Source organism: Pseudomonas sp. UBA6310 (genome assembly GCF_002438225.1).
Lineage (GTDB): Bacteria > Pseudomonadota > Gammaproteobacteria > Pseudomonadales > Pseudomonadaceae > Pseudomonas_O > Pseudomonas_O kuykendallii.
The window spans coordinates 1-17371 of sequence record NZ_DJTK01000027.1 but is presented as its reverse complement, the minus strand read 5'-3'; the positions used below and the strand labels follow the sequence as shown (position 1 = coordinate 17371).

At 67.3% G+C, this 17371-nt stretch carries 19 protein-coding genes; 10 read left to right on the top strand and 9 right to left on the bottom strand.

Annotated elements, in window-relative coordinates:
• Both B3E91_RS06080 and B3E91_RS06075 read right to left on the bottom strand, forming a co-directional pair.
• On the bottom strand, nt 1-190 hold a 190-nt coding region (locus tag B3E91_RS06080; protein ID WP_287028721.1), incomplete at its 3' end, for an FxsA family protein.
• 95 nt (nt 191-285) lie between these two features.
• On the bottom strand, nt 286-1020 hold the full coding sequence (locus B3E91_RS06075; protein ID WP_287028720.1) for a HugZ family protein: 735 nt from the start codon (nt 1018-1020) through the stop codon (nt 286-288).
• Nucleotides 1021-1118: 98 nt separating this feature from the next.
• On the opposite strand from B3E91_RS06075, the gene B3E91_RS06070 reads away from it, so the two are divergent.
• On the top strand, nt 1119-1877 hold the full coding sequence (locus B3E91_RS06070; RefSeq protein ID WP_287028719.1) for an SDR family oxidoreductase: 759 nt from the start codon (nt 1119-1121) through the stop codon (nt 1875-1877).
• A 182-nt stretch (nt 1878-2059) separates the two neighbouring features.
• On the opposite strand, the gene B3E91_RS06065 is transcribed toward B3E91_RS06070, so the two are convergent.
• Nucleotides 2060-3070 carry a DUF481 domain-containing protein gene (locus B3E91_RS06065; protein WP_287028718.1) on the bottom strand — a complete coding sequence of 337 codons (1011 nt, stop codon included), beginning with the start codon at nt 3068-3070 and terminating at the stop codon, nt 2060-2062.
• 169 nt (nt 3071-3239) lie between these two features.
• Here B3E91_RS06065 and B3E91_RS06060 point away from each other — a divergent pair, with 169 nt between their 5' ends.
• Together B3E91_RS06060 and B3E91_RS06055 are read left to right on the top strand one after the other, a co-directional pair.
• Nucleotides 3240-3614 (top strand): MGMT family protein, encoded by a 375-nt coding sequence (locus B3E91_RS06060; RefSeq protein WP_287028717.1) that lies wholly within the window; start codon nt 3240-3242, stop codon nt 3612-3614.
• 33 nt (nt 3615-3647) lie between these two features.
• Nucleotides 3648-5366 (top strand): AmpG family muropeptide MFS transporter, encoded by a 1719-nt coding sequence (locus B3E91_RS06055; protein ID WP_090228845.1) that lies wholly within the window; start codon nt 3648-3650, stop codon nt 5364-5366.
• 6 nt (nt 5367-5372) lie between these two features.
• On the opposite strand, the gene B3E91_RS06050 is transcribed toward B3E91_RS06055, so the two are convergent.
• Nucleotides 5373-6218, bottom strand: a complete 846-nt coding sequence (locus B3E91_RS06050; RefSeq protein WP_287028716.1) for a mechanosensitive ion channel family protein — start codon at nt 6216-6218, stop codon at nt 5373-5375.
• A 96-nt stretch (nt 6219-6314) separates the two neighbouring features.
• Nucleotides 6315-6794 carry a YajQ family cyclic di-GMP-binding protein gene (locus B3E91_RS06045; RefSeq protein WP_090228849.1) on the bottom strand — a complete coding sequence of 160 codons (480 nt, stop codon included), beginning with the start codon at nt 6792-6794 and terminating at the stop codon, nt 6315-6317.
• Between the two features lie 147 nt (nt 6795-6941).
• Between B3E91_RS06045 and B3E91_RS06040 the strand changes: the two genes are divergently transcribed.
• From B3E91_RS06040 to B3E91_RS06010, 7 genes are all read left to right on the top strand, one after another.
• Entirely contained in the window at nt 6942-7904 is a 963-nt protein-coding gene (locus tag B3E91_RS06040) for a response regulator (protein ID WP_287028715.1), read from the top strand.
• Nucleotides 7905-7917: 13 nt separating this feature from the next.
• Nucleotides 7918-8829 (top strand): putative 2-dehydropantoate 2-reductase, encoded by a 912-nt coding sequence (locus B3E91_RS06035; protein WP_287028714.1) that lies wholly within the window; start codon nt 7918-7920, stop codon nt 8827-8829.
• 45 nt (nt 8830-8874) lie between these two features.
• On the top strand, nt 8875-10890 hold the full coding sequence (locus B3E91_RS06030) for an ATP-binding protein (RefSeq protein ID WP_090228857.1): 2016 nt from the start codon (nt 8875-8877) through the stop codon (nt 10888-10890).
• Nucleotides 10890-11471, top strand: a complete 582-nt coding sequence (locus B3E91_RS06025) for a cob(I)yrinic acid a,c-diamide adenosyltransferase (protein ID WP_287028713.1) — start codon at nt 10890-10892, stop codon at nt 11469-11471. Before B3E91_RS06030 ends, B3E91_RS06025 begins: the two co-directional genes overlap by 1 nt.
• A gap of 13 nt (nt 11472-11484) precedes the next feature.
• Entirely contained in the window at nt 11485-12510 is a 1026-nt protein-coding gene (locus tag B3E91_RS06020) for an ion transporter (protein WP_287028712.1), read from the top strand.
• A 138-nt stretch (nt 12511-12648) separates the two neighbouring features.
• On the top strand, nt 12649-13581 hold the full coding sequence (gene cbpA / locus B3E91_RS06015) for a curved DNA-binding protein (RefSeq protein WP_287028711.1): 933 nt from the start codon (nt 12649-12651) through the stop codon (nt 13579-13581).
• Complete coding sequence (locus tag B3E91_RS06010; protein ID WP_090228868.1) at nt 13578-13880, top strand: chaperone modulator CbpM; 303 nt, start codon at nt 13578-13580, stop codon at nt 13878-13880. Before cbpA ends, B3E91_RS06010 begins: the two co-directional genes overlap by 4 nt.
• Before the next feature lie 41 nt (nt 13881-13921).
• On the opposite strand, the gene B3E91_RS06005 is transcribed toward B3E91_RS06010, so the two are convergent.
• The 4 genes from B3E91_RS06005 to B3E91_RS05990 form a co-directional block, all read right to left on the bottom strand.
• A complete protein-coding gene (locus tag B3E91_RS06005) occupies nt 13922-14872 on the bottom strand; it encodes a Nudix family hydrolase (RefSeq protein WP_287028710.1) in 951 nt (316 codons plus the stop codon).
• Nucleotides 14869-15507, bottom strand: coding sequence for a glutathione S-transferase (locus tag B3E91_RS06000; protein ID WP_287028709.1), 639 nt, complete (start codon nt 15505-15507; stop codon nt 14869-14871). Before B3E91_RS06000 ends, B3E91_RS06005 begins: the two co-directional genes overlap by 4 nt.
• Nucleotides 15508-15656: 149 nt before the next feature.
• Nucleotides 15657-16877 carry a bifunctional glutamate N-acetyltransferase/amino-acid acetyltransferase ArgJ gene (gene argJ, locus B3E91_RS05995; RefSeq protein WP_090228877.1) on the bottom strand — a complete coding sequence of 407 codons (1221 nt, stop codon included), beginning with the start codon at nt 16875-16877 and terminating at the stop codon, nt 15657-15659.
• A 113-nt stretch (nt 16878-16990) separates the two neighbouring features.
• Nucleotides 16991-17371 (bottom strand): SEC-C metal-binding domain-containing protein (locus tag B3E91_RS05990; RefSeq protein WP_287028708.1); only part of this gene is annotated, 381 nt, incomplete at its 5' end.

Sequence of the window (17371 nt, the reverse complement as noted above, 5' to 3'; positions counted from 1 at the left end):
CGCGCGCCAGGCGCTCCCGCGCGCGCCAGGCCGTGGCGACGCCGGCGACGCGCAGCAGCAGGCCGCCGAGCAGCGCGCTGCCCACCAGCAACAGCAGCGTGGGCAGCACGCCGATGGCGCCGCCGACCTTGATCAGCAGCGCCAGCTCGACGACCGGGAACAACAGGAACAGAAAGAAGAAAACACGCATCGTGGAATCCTTGGCGGAAGAACGGCTTCCGAGGGTATGAGATGACGGTGGGCAGCCGGCATTTCAAGGCCGGCAGGATAGCGACTGTTACCGGATTATTCGTCGCCGGGACCTTCCGGGACCGGCCAGGCGTCGGCACGGGCCAGCGCGACCAGCGCCTGGCGCACCTCGCCGGGGTTGCTGCAGGGTTCGGCGAACGGCAGCCAGTGCAGCGCCGCACCGATGCGCAGGTGGAAGCCTTCGCTGTCGATGCCGACCATCTGTGCCGGTTCGCCGTCTGGCAAGCCGGCCAGCCGGACGTAGTGGGCGATGGCATCGGGGTGATCGCCGTTCATGTGTTCGACCATCGAGGTTTCGCTGTTGCCGGCGAAGGGGTTGGCGAGTTCGACCCGGTCCAGCCAGTGAATCGCGCCGAAACCGCCGATGTAGCGCCAGCGCACAGGCTGCAGCACCCAGAAGTCGAAGTCGTGGGCCAGGTGATAGTCCTGCGAGGCGGGAAAGTAGCGATAGAACCGCCGGGCCGCCGCTTCGATCTCCCCGGCGCCGTGCAACGGGCTGGCCTCGGCGAGCAGGGTCAGGCGCCCCGCCGCCTGCACGTCCTGCGCGCCACGCTCGCCCACCAGCAGCGAGCACTTCCCGTCGGCCTTGAGGTTGTGGGTATGCTGGGCGATACGGCTGATGAGGATCAGCGGCCTGCCCGAGGCGTCGAGACAGAACGGCGCCACCGAGCCGAACGGAAAGCCGGGCATGGCCTTGGACTGGGTGGAAAGCACGCCGCGGTACTCCCGCAGCAACAACTGGCGTGCATGCTGGCTCGATCGAACGCTCACCCCATGACTCCTTGGACGATTCCGTTGAGAATGGACAGGCTCAGCATAACGGGTTCGCCTTGGCGGCGACGACAACAACAATCAGCAGGGGATACACGATGCAACTCAAGGACAAGGTCATCATCATCACCGGGGGCGGCCAGGGTCTCGGCCGCGCCATGGGCGAATACCTGGCGGCGAAGGGCGCACGCCTGGCGCTGGTCGATCTCAACCAGGAGAAACTCGACGAGGCCGTCGCCGCCTGCAAGGCCGCCGGGGGCGAGGCGAAAGCCTACCTGTGCAACGTTGCCAACGAAGAGCAGGTGACTCATCTGGTGAGCCAGGTGGCCTACGACTTCGGCGCGATCAACGGGCTGGTGAACAACGCGGGAATCCTGCGCGACGGGCTCACCATCAAGGTCAAGGACGGCGAGCTGACCAAGCTGAGCCTGGCGCAGTGGCAGTCGGTGATCGACGTCAACCTGACCGGCGTGTTCCTTTGCACCCGCGAGGTCGCGGCGAAGATGATCGAGCTGAAGAACGAAGGCGCGATCGTCAACATCTCCTCGATCTCCCGCGCCGGCAACATGGGCCAGGCCAACTACTCGGCGGCCAAGGCCGGGGTCGCGGCGGACACCGTGGTCTGGGCGAAGGAACTGGCGCGCTACGGCATCCGCGTGGCGGGCGTGGCGCCGGGCTTCATCGAGACCGACATGGTGGCGAGCATGAAACCCGAAGCGCTGGAGAAGATGACCTCGGGCATCCCGCTCAAGCGCCTCGGCAAGCCGGTTGAGATCGCCCACTCGGTGGCCTATATCTTCGAGAACGACTACTACACGGGGAGAGTGCTGGAACTCGACGGCGGCCTCCGCCTCTAGTTGGGTTTCGATCTCGGCGTTGAATGCCGGTTCAAGATGCTCATTTACAGGCGTAAATTCCGCTCTCTCGCCGGCATTCGCCTTGCCTGGCCTTAGCTCGCAAGATCGAGACCAGACATCGCTAAGAGCGCCGAAATGAAAAAGCCCCGCGATGCGGGGCTTTTTTCTTGCGAGCGGGGCTTTTACCAACCCACGCCGAAACCTACGGTGTAGCGGGTTTCGTTCAGCTCGCCATCGGAGTTGCCGCTGACGATGTCCTTCTCGGCCTTGAGGTTGAGCGAGGCCCAGTCGGTGACCTTGTAGCGCAGCCCGGCTTCGGAATCCAGGGCGTACTCGGCGACGCCGGACAGGGGTTTGCCGATCTCGCCGTTGGTGAAGATTTCCACCGTCTTGCCGATCAGGTAGCGGTTGTATTCCCACTTCAGCGCCAGCGAGTAGAAGTTGTCCTTGTTGCCGTTGCTGTATTCGTAGTCGGTGCGGTTGACCAGCGAGGTGAGCGAGAAGGCGCCCAGTTCGTTGTCCCAGAACTGGTAACCCGGACCGGTACCCAGCGTGCGCTGGCGCGCGAGGTCCTCGATCTTGTCGTTCTTGTAGTCGACACGGCCCTGCCAGAACCACTGTTCGGTGAAGAAGCGGTCGAGCGCGTACTCCAGCTGATAGTTGTTGGTGGTGGTGACGCCGTCGCTGCTTTCGCGGTTGTACTCGCCGTCGCCGTTATGCCGCCACAGGCCGTGCCTGGCCTTGGTCTTGAAGGCCACGTTGTAGTCGTCGGTGTCGGTGTCCGCGCGCTTGTAGTCCAGTGCCAGGTCGATGTTGCCGCTCCAGGTGAAGTCCTGGATCAGTGGCTTGGGCTGAATCATCTGCTGGATGCTCGCCAGCTCGATGGTCTTCGGAGCCTCGGCGGTCCCCAGCACCACCTTGCCGTCGTCGCCCTTGTGCAGGGAGTTGGCCAGTTGCGGGTCCTCGAAGTCGTCCTGGCGAACCAGCATCGGGGTCTCGCTCTCCAGCGTGGCGACCTTCTTCCAATCCAGCGGGATGGAGCCGCCGTAGTCCGTGTCCAGCATCAGCTTGCCGCCATCCAGCACCTTGACCTTGCCGGTCAGGCGATCGCCGTTCTTCAACCATACGGTGTCGGCGAACACCGAGGTGGTGGCACAGCCCAGGGTCAGGCACAGCAGGTTTCTCAACAACATAGGCGTAGGTCTGCTTCCAGGGTTCGGGTAAGTCCGGGCATTATCCGGACGCACGGCAACTGAGCAACCAGACACACAGGCGGAGGGCAAGTTCAATGCAGGCTGCATGGCCCGTTTCAGGCGCTTCGGCGCCGTCCGTGGCGGCGACGGGCGCGTCGGATGCCGCGCGATGAGCGACTCGACCGACGCTGACGAGGCACACGCCTCGGCCTCGGCGAACGATCCGCAGGCCCGCCGCGAGGCGCTGTATCTGGTGCTCAGCCAGGTGCCGAGGGGCTGCGTGGTCAGCTACGGACAGCTCGCCGAACTGGCCGGCCTCGGCCGCGCGGCACGCTGGGTGGGGCGAACCCTGGCGCAGTTGCCGGAGGGTTCGGCATTGCCCTGGCACCGCGTCATAGCCGCTGGTGGACGACTGAGCCTGCAGGCCGGCAGCCCCTCCGGCGACGAGCAGCGCGCGCGCCTGCGCGACGAAGGCGTGAGCGTGCACAATGACCGTGTGGACATGCGTCGGCACGGCTGGCGCCCGACGGAGCAACGCGGTTAGAGTGCGCCCTTTGCCAGCCACCCGCGTACCCTCATGTCCCGTAAAACCTGGCGCGACGCACTCCGCGCCTACGCCACCCCAGCTTCCCTCGCCCTTCTGCTGCTCGGGTTCGCGGCGGGACTGCCAGCGGTGCTGGTGTTCTCGACGCTGTCGGTGTGGCTGCGCGAGGCCGGGGTGTCGCGCGAAACCATCGGCTATGCCAGCTGGATCAGCCTCGCCTACGCCTTCAAGTGGGTCTGGTCGCCGATGCTCGACCAATGGCGCCTGCCGCTGCTCGGTGCCCTGGGCAAACGCCGCTCCTGGCTGATCCTCTCGCAGTCGCTGATCGCCATCGGCCTGGTCGGCATGGCGCTGTGCGATCCGCGCGACCACCTGGCGCTGCTGATCGCCTTCGCCGTGGCCGTGGCGTTCGCCTCGGCGACCCAGGACATCGCCATCGATGCCTACCGCCTGGAAATCGCCGAGGACAGCTACCAGGCCGCCCTCGCCGCCTCGTACATGACCGGCTACCGGGTGGCGATGCTGCTGGCCACTGCCGGCGCGCTGTTCCTCGCCGACTGGCTGGGTTCGAGCAGCCAGCACTATGACCAGAGCGCCTGGGCCAGCACCTACATCGCCTTCGCCCTGCTGATCCTGCCCGGCCTGATGACCAGCCTGGCGATCCGCGAACCCGAGGCCACCACGCCGCTGCCGAACCGCACCTCGCTGTTCGGCTTCAACCACCAGCTCGCCTCGATCGGCCTGCTGCTGGTGATGCTGATCTCGGTGCCGGCGCTGATCAACGCGCTGATCGCCACCGCCTGGCCGCGGGCCGCGCTGTACGGGCTGTTCATCCTCGGCTGCCTGTCGCCCTGGGGCCGCGCGCTGCTGCTGCCGGTTGGCAGCACGCTGCGCCAGGCCTACCAGCGCAAACGCACGCGGCACCTGGATTTCGTCAACCAGGGTGTGTCGGTGATCGTGCTGATCATCCTGATGGTCGCCTTCACCGGCGGCCTGCAGTCGTACTACGGCGGTTACTGGCCGCGCGGAACCATGTACCTGCTGATCTGCCTGGGCTGCCTGTCCGCCCCCGGCCGGCTGCTGATGGCGCCGGTGCTGACGCCGATCAGCGACTTCATCCTGCGCTACCGCTGGCAGGCGCTGATGCTGCTGGGGCTGATCGCCACCTATCGGATGTCGGACACGGTGATGGGCGTGATGGCCAACGTCTTCTACATCGACCAGGGCTTCAGCAAGGACCAGATCGCCGGTGTCAGCAAGATCTTCGGGCTGATCATGACGCTGCTCGGCGGGGTATTCGGCGGCCTGCTGATCGTGCGTTTCGGCATCCTGCCGATCCTCTTCATCGGCGGCGCCGCCTCGGCGGGCACCAACCTGCTGTTCGTCGTGCTGGCGGGAATGGGGGCGGACCTGCAGATGCTGGTGCTGACCATCTCCTGCGACAACTTCAGCGCCGGGCTGGCCTCCACCGCGTTCGTCGCCTACCTGTCGAGCCTGACCAACCTGAAATTCTCGGCCACCCAGTACGCCATGCTCAGCTCGCTGATGATGCTGCTGCCGCGCCTACTCGGGGGCTATTCGGGGGTGATGGTGGAGAAGGTCGGCTACAGCGATTTCTTCCTCATCACCACGCTCCTCGGCGTGCCGACACTGATCCTCATCCTGATGCAGTGGCGCCGCCTGCGCCGCGAACCGCAACCGCTGGACGAGCCCGGCGAAACGGCGGCCGACGCCAAGGGCGGCAGCCGCTAGCACGCCTCAGCGCGACGCGGTCTGGGTAGTCAGCATGCGCGCCACCTTGCCCGGCAGGGCGATGTCCACGCCGATGGCGCGCAGACGGTCGCGCACTTCCTCGTTGAACTTGAAGGTGACTGCGCCGAAGTCGGCATTCGCCGTCCACACCCGCAGCGACAGCGTGATGAAGGTGTCGCCCAGGCCCGCGACCACCACCGCAGGCGGCGGCTCCTTGATCACGCGCGGGTCGTCGGCCATCTCGCGCAGCACCTGCTGGGCCTTCTGCAAATCGGCGTCGTAGTCGACCTTGATGTCGAAGATCAGCTGCCGGGTGGCCTGCCGCGAGCTGTTGGTGATGATGCCGTTGGACAGATTGCCATTGGGGATGATCACCGTGCGGTTGTCGCCGGTACGCAGCACCGTGTGGAAGATCTGGATGCTGTCGACGGTGCCGCTGGTGCCCTGCGCCTCGATCCAGTCGCCGATGCGGAACGGCCGGAACAGCAGGATCAGTACGCCGCCGGCGAAGTTCGCCAGGCTGCCCTGCAGCGCTAGGCCGATGGCCAGGCCGGCCGCGCCGATGGCGGCGATGAAGGAGGTGGTTTCGATGCCGATCATCGAGGCCACGCTGATCACCAGCAGGACCTTCATGATGATGTTGGCCAGGTTGACGATGAAGCCCTTTAGCGCCAGGTCGATGTGACGCATGCCGAGCAGCAGGCCGATCTTGCTGGTCAACCGGTTGATCAGCCACCAGCCGATGGCCAGCGTCACCAGCGCCAGCACCAGGCGCCCGCCGTACTCCATCAGCAGCGGCAGCCAGGCCTCGGAGGCCGTCACCAGTCGATCGATTTCGTTGTTCACATCCATTGCATTCCCTCTCTGAGGCCACCGGATGGCCATGAAAACACAGAGAATGCGACGCCTGGCAGAGGGCCGAGGTTCCCCGGCCCGGGCGACGGATGGTCAGTCGCGGAAGTTGTTGTACTGCAGCGGCATGCCCAGGTCCTGGGTGCGCAGCAGGGCGATGGCTTCCTGCAGGTCATCGCGCTTCTTGCCGGTGATGCGTACCTGCTCGCCCTGGATGGCGGCCTGCACCTTGAGCTTCGCATCCTTGACCAGCGCGACGATCTTCTTCGCCAGCTCCTTGTCGATGCCTTCGCGCAGCGTGGCTTCCTGCTTCACCACCTTGCCGGAGGCGTAGGCGTCCTTGAGCTCCAGGCACTGCACGTCGATCTTGCGCTTGACCAGCGACAGCTTGAGGATCTCGATCATCTGCTCGAGCTGGAAATCCGCCTCGGCGGTCAGGGTGACGACCTTTTCCTTGAACTCGAAGCTGCCCTTGCCACGCAGGTCGTAGCGGCGTTCGAGTTCCTTCATGGCATTGTCCACGGCATTGGTGACTTCGTGCTTGTCCAGCTCCGACACCACGTCGAAAGAGGGCATGTGGCTTGCTCCAGATTGATGGCGCGTTCGGACTCTCGAGCGGTTCGCGCCTGGCTTGACGGTTGAAAATGCCCGGTCATTATAACCGCACAACTATGCGGCGCCCCCCGGCTGGCAGGAAGTCGGCCCCTATTGCGAGTTCGCTAAATGCCCAACGCTTACCTCAGCATCCTGGTCGTGGATGACGCCAAATTCTCCAGCGCCATGATCGGCCGGGCACTTAGCCAGGCCGGTTATCAGGATGTGCGCTTCGCCAGCAGCGCGACGGAAGCGCTGCGGCAACTCGAAACGCGCCCGGCCAGCGTGCTGCTCGCCGACTGGCTGATGCCGGAGATCGACGGCCTCGAGCTGACCGCGCGGGTGCGCCAGCTGGACGAGATGGCCGATCACTACACCTACATCGTGCTGCTCACCGGCAAGGAAGGCGAAAACGTGCTGCACGAAGCCTTCGACCGCGGCGTCGACGATTTCATCAGCAAGTCGGAAATGAGCGAACAGTTGCTGCCACGCGTGTTCGCCGCCGACCGCCTGTGCAACACCCTGCAGCGGCTGCTCCAGGAAAACCGCCTGCTGACGCAGAACATCGCCAGCCTCGAACAGCGCAACCTGGTCGACTCGGTCACCGGCCTGGGCAATCCGCGCTACCTGAGGCTCAAGCTCGGCGACAGCCTACGCCAGGTGGAATCGCGCGGCGGCGCGCTCTGCTACCTGCTGATCGGGCTGCCGGAAACCGGGGAGCTGCGGCAGAAGTACGGCGAGGATTTCTACGCCGAACTGCTCCACGGCATCGCCCGTCGTCTGCAACAGCTGGTGCGCCCGCTGGACGTGCTGGCGCGCCTGGACGACACCCATTTCGGCCTGATCACCCTCATCGACGACCTTCACGAATGCTCGCCGACCAGCTTCCGGCGCCTGCACGAAGGCCTCAACCTCAAGGCCTTCAAGACCAGCGAAGGGTTCATCACCTTGAAGGCCGGGATCGGCCTGGTCGGCGCGGATGCCAAGGCGCTGCCGCTGGATGCGCAGACACTGATCGAGTATGGCCAGAACCTGCTGCCGGAGGCCTACGCCAGCGGTCGCATCGCCGCCCTGCGCCTGGGCAGCCGCTGATGCCGACGCGCGCGTGAGCTGGCATGTGCTCGGCGCGGGCAGCCTCGGCACCCTGTGGGCGGCGCGCCTGGCCCGGGCGGGGCTGCCGGTCACGCTGATCCTGCGCGATGAGAAGCGCCTGGCCGACTACCGCCGCGCCGGTGGCCTGAGCCTTGTGGAAAATGGCCAGCGCACCCTTCATCCGCTCCCCGCCGAAACCCTCGCCGATACGGCGCCGATCCATCGCCTGCTGCTCGCCTGCAAGGCCTATGACGCCGCCTCCGCGGTTGCCGCGCTGGTCCCGCGCCTGGCCCCGAAGGCCGAGCTGCTGTTGCTGCAGAACGGCATCGGCAGCCAGGAGGAAGTCGCTGCGCAGGTGCCGCACGCGCGCTGCATCCTGATCTCCAGTACCGAGGGCGCGTTCCGCCGGGCCGACTTCGAGGTGGTCTTCGCCGGGCACGGCTTCAACTGGCTCGGCGACCCGCTCGACCCCACCCCGCCAGGCTGGCTCGCGCAGCTGGAGCAGGCCGGAATACCCCGGCAGTGGACGCCGGACATCCTCACCCGGCTGTGGCGCAAGCTGGCGTTGAACTGCGCGATAAACCCGTTGACGGTGCTGCACGACTGCCGCAACGGCGGGCTGGCCGAGCACCCGGCGGAGGTCGCGATCCTCTGCGCCGAGCTCGGCGAACTGCTCGAAGGCTGCGGTCAGCCGGCGGCCGCCGAGCACCTGCACGACGACGTGCAGCGGGTGATCCAGGCCACCGCGGCGAACCATTCCTCCATGCATCAGGACGTCGCCGCCGGCCGCCGCACCGAGGTCGCCTACCTGCTCGGACGCGCCTGCGCGGTGGCCGAACGCCACGCGCTGGATCTGCCGCACCTGCGCGCCCTGCACCAGCGGCTGCTCGCGCACCTCGCCGCGCGCGGATTGCCGGTGCACTGAGGCGCGGGCTACCCTGCCGGTTCATTCCGCACGCTCCGACCCGCCATGATCCTGCGTCAGCGTCTCGAAAATCTCCCGGTCGGCCGCAAGCTGCTCGCCGCCCTGCTGGTATTGCTCGCCACCGTGCTGCTGGTGGCCAACCTCGCCTTCATCAGCGCCGCGTACTGGATTTCCCAGGAAAGCATGGCGCCGCAGGCGCTGCAGACCCTCGGTCGGCTGATCGCCAACCCGGCGCTGAGCGCCCCGGCGCTGGCCTCGCCGGAAACCGCGCGGGCGCTGCTCGAGAACCTGCGCGACTACCCTCCCCTGCGCGCCGCGGCGATCTACGGCGGCGACGGCCGGCTCGTGGCGCAACTCGCCCGTGGCGAGAAGCTCGACCTGCCGCGGCGCCTGGACCGACTGGAGCGCTGGCGTACCGGCGAATTCCGCACCAACCAGTTGATCCCGCTGCCGCAGGCCGACGGGCCGCCCGGCCACCTGCTGCTGGTGGCGTCCAGCGAACTGCCCGGCGCCTTCTACACCGGAACCCTCACGGCCAGCCTGGTGATTCTCGCCTTCAGCCTGCTGTTCTGGCTGCTGGTGGCGCGGCAGATTCGCCGCCTGGTGACCAAGCCGATCCGCCGCCTGGAAGAGCTGTCGCGCCAGGTCACCCGCGAGGAGAACTACTCGCTGCGCGCGCGCCGCGGCAACCACGACGAGATCGGCAGCCTGGCCGAGGCCTTCAACACCATGCTGGCGCGCATCCAGGCACGCGAGCAGCAGCTCGAGCGTGCCCGCGACGATGCCCAGGCGGCCTTCTCCCAGGCGCGCAACCTGGCCGAGGAAACCCGCCACACGAACCTGCAGCTGGAGCTCGAAGTGCAGGTGCGCAGCAAGATCGAGAAGAAGCTCACCGGCTTCCAGAGCTACCTCAACAGCATCATCGACTCGATGCCCTCGGCGCTGATCGCGCTGGACGAGCAGATGTACGTGACCCAGTGGAACAAGGAGGCCAGCCTGCTTTCCGGCACCGGCCTGGACGAAGCGATGAACAAGCCGATCTTCCTCGCCTTCCCGCCGCTCAAGCCCTACCTGGAGGCGCTGCGGCGCAGTGCCGAGCATTGCCGGGTCGAGGAAGTCGAGCGTGTCACCTGGCCCAAGGACGGCGAGCCCCGCCACTACGCACTGACCTTCTTCCCGCTGATGGGCGGCAGCGGCAAGGGCGGCGTGGTGATCCGCATCGACGATATCACCCAGCGCCTGTCGCTGGAGGAAGTGATGGTGCAGTCGGAGAAGATGCTCTCGGTCGGCGGGCTGGCCGCCGGCATGGCGCACGAGATCAACAACCCGCTGGGCGCCGTGCTGCACAACGTGCAGAACATCCGCCGGCGGCTGTCGCCGGAGCTGGCGAAGAACCTCGAACAGGCGCAACTCGCCGGCATCGGCCTGGAACAGATCAACGCCTACCTGCAGGCCCGCGAGGTACCGCAACTGCTCGACGGCATCCAGTCCGCCGGCAGCCGTGCGGCGAAGATCGTCAGCCACATGCTGTCGTTCAGCCGCCTGAGCAACCGCGAGCTGATGCCCTGCCTGCTGCCGACGGTGATCGACCAGGCGCTGGAGATCGCCGGCAACGATTTCGACCTGGCCGACGGCTTCGACTTCAAGGCGCTGGACATCCACCGCGAGTTCGACGACGAGCTGGGCAAGGTGCCGTGCATCGCCAACGAACTGGAACAGGTGCTGCTCAACCTGCTGAAGAATGCCGCCCAGGCCATCCACCAGCGCGAGGACGACGAGCCCGGACGCATCGTCGTGCGCACCCGGCGCAATCCGCCGTGGGCGGAAATCCAGGTGCAGGACAACGGCGTGGGGATTCCCGAAGCGGTGCGCAAACGGATTTTCGAGCCGTTCTTCACCACCAAGGAGGTCGGCCAAGGAACCGGGCTGGGCCTGTCGGTCTCTTATTTCATCATCACTAACAACCACAAGGGCCAGATGGACGTGCAGTCGAAGCCGGGTCAGGGCACCCTCTTCACCCTGCGCCTGCCGCTGCCCGCCACCAGCGAACAGGACAACTGATGGGAAATCGCCTGACCAGGATCTACACGCGCACCGGCGACGCCGGCGAAACCGGGCTGGCAGATGGCCGCCGGGTGGCCAAGGATCATCCGCGGGTGGAGGCGATGGGCGAGCTGGACAGCCTCAACAGCGCCCTCGGCCTGCTCCTCGCCGAACTCGCGCAGGCGCGGCCGGACTGCCCCGGGCTCAGCGAGCTGATCGAAGTGCTGGAACCCTGCCAGCACCGCCTCTTCGACCTCGGCGGCGAGCTGGCGATGCCGGTCTACCAGGCGCTCGACGAGGCCGAGGTCACCCGCCTGGAACAGGCCATCGACCGCTGGAACGAGGAACTCGGCCCGTTGCAGAACTTCATCCTGCCCGGTGGCTCGCGCCTGATCGCCCAGGCTCACGTCTGCCGCAGCCAGGCGCGCGCCGCCGAACGCCGCTGCCAGGCGCTGAACGCCGAAGAGCCGCTGCGCCCGGTCGGCCTGGCCTACGTCAATCGCCTGTCCGACCTGCTGTTCGTCGCCGCCCGGATGATCGCGCGCCGCCAGGGCCGCGCGGAAATTCTCTGGCAGGCCGCGAAGAAGGCCGCCGAGTGAAGGCGCCGATCCGATGAGCGCGCCGGCAGCCGCCTCCAACCGCAACCTCGATGGCCTGCACGCTGCCTGGGAAGCGCTGGTGGTGCTGCTGGTGGGTGCCAACCTGGCGCTGATCCTGTTCGACGGCCTGTTCGCCCTGGCGCCGCTGAACCAGGCGCTGCAAAGCGTGCTGCCGGGCTTCCACGCCTTCTACGACAGCCGCATCCACGCCCACTTCGCCTTCATCGACCTGTGCTTCGTGGCGATCTTCCTGTTCGACGTGCTGCTCGGCTGGGCGGTGGCGATCGCCGAACGCCGTTACGCGCGCTGGTACTACTACCCCTTCGCCCACTGGTACGACGTGCTCGGCTGCATCCCGCTGGCCGGCCTGCGCTGGTTGCGCGTGCTGCGCATCGGCGTGCTGCTGATCCGCCTGCAACGCCTCGGGCTGATCGACATGCGCCGCTGGGCGCTCTACGGCTTCTTCAACCGCTACTGGCAACTGCTGCTCGAAGAGCTCTCGGACCGGGTGATGGTCAAGCTGTTCTCGCGCCTGCAGCAGGAGATCGGCGCCAGCGACGACCTTTCGCGGCGGCTGATCAACGGCGTGATCCGTCCGCGCAAGCAGCGGCTGCTGGACGACCTGTCGCGGCGCCTGCAGGGCATGCTGGAAAACGGCTACCGCAGCAACCGCGGCGCCATCGACGGCTACGTCAGCGCTCTGGTGCACCAGGCGCTGATGAACAACGAGGAGCTGCGCAGGCTGCGCCGCCTGCCACTGGGCTCGCAGTTCGCCGACAGCCTCGATGCCGCCCTCGGCGATATCGTCCGCCGCCTGCTCGCCGGCGCGGTGGAGGGGCTGCAGCGCGAGCAGTTCAAGGCGCTGGCGGCGAACCTCTCCGATCAGTTCTTCGAGGCCTGGCTCTACGAGGACGAAAGCACCGACCTGGCCCTGGAAGAGCTGCTGGTGGACCTCATCGAAGTGCTCAAGCAGCAGGTGCTCGACCGTCGCTGGAGCCGTTTCGTCGGCCCGCCCGCGCCTTCCGACCTGCCGCGCTGATGCGTCCATGAGGCACGTCGAGGAACTCGCCCGCCTTCGGGCTGCCCCAGTAACACCCGTGGGCATGACCGGCGTCATCCGTGTGACGTCGGTCAGGCCCAGACTGGCTATGAACGCATAACCGAACGGTGACGTTGCATGGAGTTCAAGGACTATTACCAGGCCCTCGGCGTAGCGCCGGAGGCCGATGAGAAGGCGATCAAGACCGCCTACCGCAAGCTTGCGCGCAAGTACCATCCGGACGTCAGCGACGATCCCGACGCCGAGAACCGGTTCAAGGACGTCGTCGAAGCCTATGAGGTGCTGAAGAATCCGGAGAAGCGCGCCGAGTACGACGAACTGCGTCGCTACGGCAACCGCAGCCAGTTCGAGCCGCCGCCGGGCTGGCAGTCCTCCAGCGCCGGGCAGCATGAACCGCACCAGCGCTACGACGGCGACTTCTCCGAGTTCTTCGAGTCGATCTTCGGCAGCGCCTCCGGGCGGGCGCGGGGCGGCCGGCGTGGCCAGGACGTCGAGCTGGAGCTGCCGGTGTTCCTCGAGGAAACCCTCGCCGAGGAATCCAAGCAGATCAGCTTCAAGGTCCCGGCGTTCGACGCCCAGGGCCGCCGCGACGACCTCACGCGCACGCTCAACGTGAAGATTCCCGCCGGCGTGCTCGACGGCGAGCGCATCCGCCTCAAGGGCCAGGGCGCGCCGGGCGTGGGCGAGGCGCCAGCCGGCGACCTCTACCTGACGCTGCGGCTGGTGCCGCATCCGCTGTTCGACGTGGAGGCGCACAACCTGATCATCACCGTGCCGCTGGCGCCCTGGGAAGCGGCGCTGGGCGCGAAGATCGCGGTACCGACACTGGATGGACGCATCAACCTGAGCATCCCGCCGGACAGCCAGACCGGCCAGCGCCTGCGGGTGAAAGGCAAAGGCCTGCCCGGCAAGCAGGGCCGCGGCGACCTGTTCGCCCTGCTGAAGGTGGTGATGCCGGGCAAAACCAGCGAATCGACGCGCGGTCTATGGCAGGCGCTCGCCGAGCAGGCGGCCTTCGATCCCCGAGCGCAATGGAGTAAAGAGCAATGACCACGCTGATCGTGACCTTCGGGGTCGAGGAATTCTGCCGCAGCGCGAACCTGTCGCGCGAGGTGCTGATCGAGATCGTCGAACTGGGGATTCTCGAGCCCAGCGAGCCGACCGTCGAACGCTGGTCGTTCGACCTCGATGCGCTGCTGATGGCCAAGCGCGCGCTGCGCCTGAAACAGGATTTCGAACTGGACTGGCCGGGTATCGCCCTGGCCCTGCGACTGCTCGACGAGGTCGACCAGCTAAAGCGCGAGAACCAGCAGCTGCGTCAGCGCCTGGAGCGTTTCATCCAGCACTGAGGCGAGCGCCCGGGCCAACTCGCCGGCCCGGGCGCTTGCGGTCAGTCCAACGCCCCCTTCCACAACGCGCGAATCCCGGCGATGCCCTGGGCGCCGATCTGCCAGGCGCGCGGCAGGTCGTCCGGGCCGACGCCGCCGAGCAGGAACGCCGGCTTGTCGAAACCGCGCAGCAGCTCGCTCGCCGCGTCCCAGCCCAGCGGCTGTGCCTCGGGATGGGTGCGCGTGGCCTGCAGCGGCGACAGGGTGACGAAGTCCACGCCCATCGCGCTGGCCAGGGCCAGCTCCTCGGCATCGTGACAGGACGCCGCCAGCCAGCGCTCGGCGGGGAACGGGCGGCCCCGCGCCGCGTAGTCGCGCAGCTGTTTCGCGGTCAGGTGCCAGCCGGCCGCCGGGAAATCTCCCAGCCACTCCAGCGGCCCCTTGAGCATCAGCTGCGCCTTGCCGGCGCAGACGCCCTGGATGTCCACGGCGAGGTCGCGGTACTGCGCATCGAACATCCCCGGAGCCCGCAGCTGGATCAGCCGGATACCCTCGGCAATGGCCTGGCGCACGCCGGCGAGCAGGTCCTGCGGCTCCAACTCATCGGGCGTGATCAGGTAGCGATCCGGCAGCCTGGCCGCCGCCACGATGGGCGCGTTGGCCGCGGGAAAGTCGTAGTCCGCCAGGTGCCGTGGCGCGACCCAGGCCAGCGGCTGGCCCTCGGCGCCATGCGCCTCGCCGGTGAAGGCGCTCACCTCCCACACATCCAGCAGCACCTGCTTGTCCGGGTAATCGTGGCGCACCTGGATCAGCGGGCGCGCCTGCGTCACCGCGATGCCCAGCTCCTCGGCCAACTCGCGCGCCAGCGCCGCCTCGACCGCTTCGCCGTCCTCGACCTTGCCGCCGGGAAACTCCCAGAGTCCGCCCTGATGCTTGTCGTCCGGACGCCGGGCGATCAGGACCCGGCCGTCCGCGGCGCGGATCACCGCCGCCGCGACATGGATGCGTTTCATGCAATGTTCTCCGTTTCTTCGAGGGCCGCGCGATACCAGCGCTGGAAGGCCGGCCAACGGTAGATGGTTTCGACGTAGTCCGCCGCCACGCGCGGCAGCGCGACCCGATAGCTGCGCAAGCGCGCGGCGATCGGTGCGTAGAACGCGTCGGCGATGCCCGGCTGGCCGAAGAGGAATTCGCCACCGGCGCCGAAGCGCGCCCGGCAATCGTTCCAGATCGCGCAGACGCGCTCGATGTCGGCCACGGCCGGATCGGGTATGACCGGCAGCGCCTGATCGCGCTTGAGGTCCATCGACAGGTGGCTGCGCAGGCCAGCGAAGCCGCTGTGCATCTCGGCGCAGATCGAGCGCGCCAGCGCGCGGGCGTATTCGTCGCGCGGCCACAGGCCGGCGCCGGGGAAACGCTCGGCGAGGTACTCGGCGATGGCCAGCGAATCCCACACCGGGCCGAGTTCGGTCTGCAGCACCGGCACCTTGCCGGTCGGCGACTGCGCGCGCAGCAACGTGCGGCTGTCGGCCTGGTACAGCGCGATGCGCAGTTCCTCGTAGGGCGCGCCGGCCAGTTCCAGGGCGAGGGCCGCGCGCAGCGACCAGGACGAGTAGTTCTTGTTGCCGATCACCAGCGTAAGGGACATGCGGGCTTCCTTGGTTTGCGTCTTGTGTGAAGGGACCATAAGAGGCGCGGAAGGAACAGGCAAATTCCCATTCGGCATGGGCGGATGAGCGGCGGGAATGCCGCCGGGGCGGCCCCGCGCGCCAGCCGGCGCACGGAGCCCGACGCGGATCAGGTGCGGTATTCGGCGTTGATCTTCACGTACTCGTGGGAGAGGTCGGTGGTCCAGATCGTTTCGCTGCAGTTGCCGCGGCCCAGTTCGATGCGGATGCCGATTTCCGCCTCGGCCATCACCGCCGAGCCCTGCTCCTCGGTGTAGCTCGGCGAGCGGCAGCCCTTGCTGGCGATGCACACGTCGCCGAGGAAGACGTCAATCTTGCTGACGTCCAGCTGCGCCACGCCCGCGCGGCCGACGGCGGCGAGGATGCGGCCCCAGTTCGGGTCGGAGGCGAACAGCGCGGTCTTGATCAGTGGCGAGTGGGCGACGGCGTAACCGACATCCAGGCATTCCTGCTGGGTGGCACCGCCGTTGACCTGTACGGTGACGAACTTGGTCGCCCCTTCGCCGTCGCGCACGATGGCCTGGGCCAGCTCCATGGCGACGTCCAGCACCGCCTGCTTGAGCGCGGCGAACAGCGCGCCGCTGGGCTGGACGATCTCGTCGAGCGCGGCCTGGCCGGTGGCGATCAGCATGCAGCAGTCGTTGGTCGAGGTGTCGCCGTCGATGGTGATGCGGTTGAACGATTTGTTCGCCGCATCGCGCAGCAGGTCCTGCAGCACGCCTTGGGCGACCTTGGCGTCGGTGGCGATGTAACCGAGCATGGTCGCCATGTTCGGCTTGATCATGCCGGCGCCCTTGCTGATGCCGGTGACCGTGACCGTGACACCGTCGTGCACGAACTGCCGGCTGGCGCCCTTGGGCAGGGTGTCGGTGGTCATGATGCCGCTGGCAGCGGCGCCCCAGTTGTCGGCCTTGAGGTCGGCCAGGGCCGCCGGCAGCGCAGCCTCGATCTTCTCCACCGGCAGCGGCTCGCCGATCACCCCGGTGGAGAACGGCAGCACACTGCCCTCCTCCACGCCCGCCAGCCGGGCCAGCTCGGCGCAGGTACGGGTCGCGGCGTGCAGGCCGGGCTCGCCGGTCCCGGCGTTGGCGTTGCCGGTGTTGGTCAGCAGGTAGCGCACCGCGCCGCCGAGCACGCGCTTCTTCGACAGGATCACCGGCGCGGCGCAGAAGGCGTTGAGGGTGAACACCCCGGCGACGGTGGAACCTTCGGCGCAGCGCATCAGCACCACGTCCTTGCGCCCGGGGCGCTTGATGCCGGCAGAGGCGATGCCGAGTTCGAAACCGGGAACCGGATGCAGGGTAGGCAGAGGACCAAGACCGACAGCCATGGATGCGCTCCTTCGTGGCAGTGATGAAATGCCGTAGCGACTACGGCGTAAAAACGCCGCGAGCGGCTGAGCCGGTCGCGGCGTGGGTAGCGTGGGTCATCGGAGCAGCGGTTTTACTGCACCTGACCGTGGCAATGCTTGTACTTCTTGCCCGAACCGCAGGGGCAGGGTTCGTTGCGGCCGATCTTCGCCTCGGTGCGCACCGGCGCCTGGGCCACGGCCACGTCGTCATCGACGGAAGCGACTTCCGGCGTCTCCTCGGCCTCGATGCCCGGCGCCTCGGCATGCTGGAACTGCATGCGCTCGGCCAGCGCCTCGGCTTCGCGACGCATGCGCGCCTCTTCCTCGGCCGGATCTTCGCGGCGAACCTGAACGTGCGAGAGCACGCGGATCGAGTCGCGGCGGATCGAATCGAGCAGTTCCTGGAACAGCGTGAACGACTCGCGCTTGTACTCCTGCTTCGGGTTCTTCTGCGCGTAGCCACGCAGGTGGAT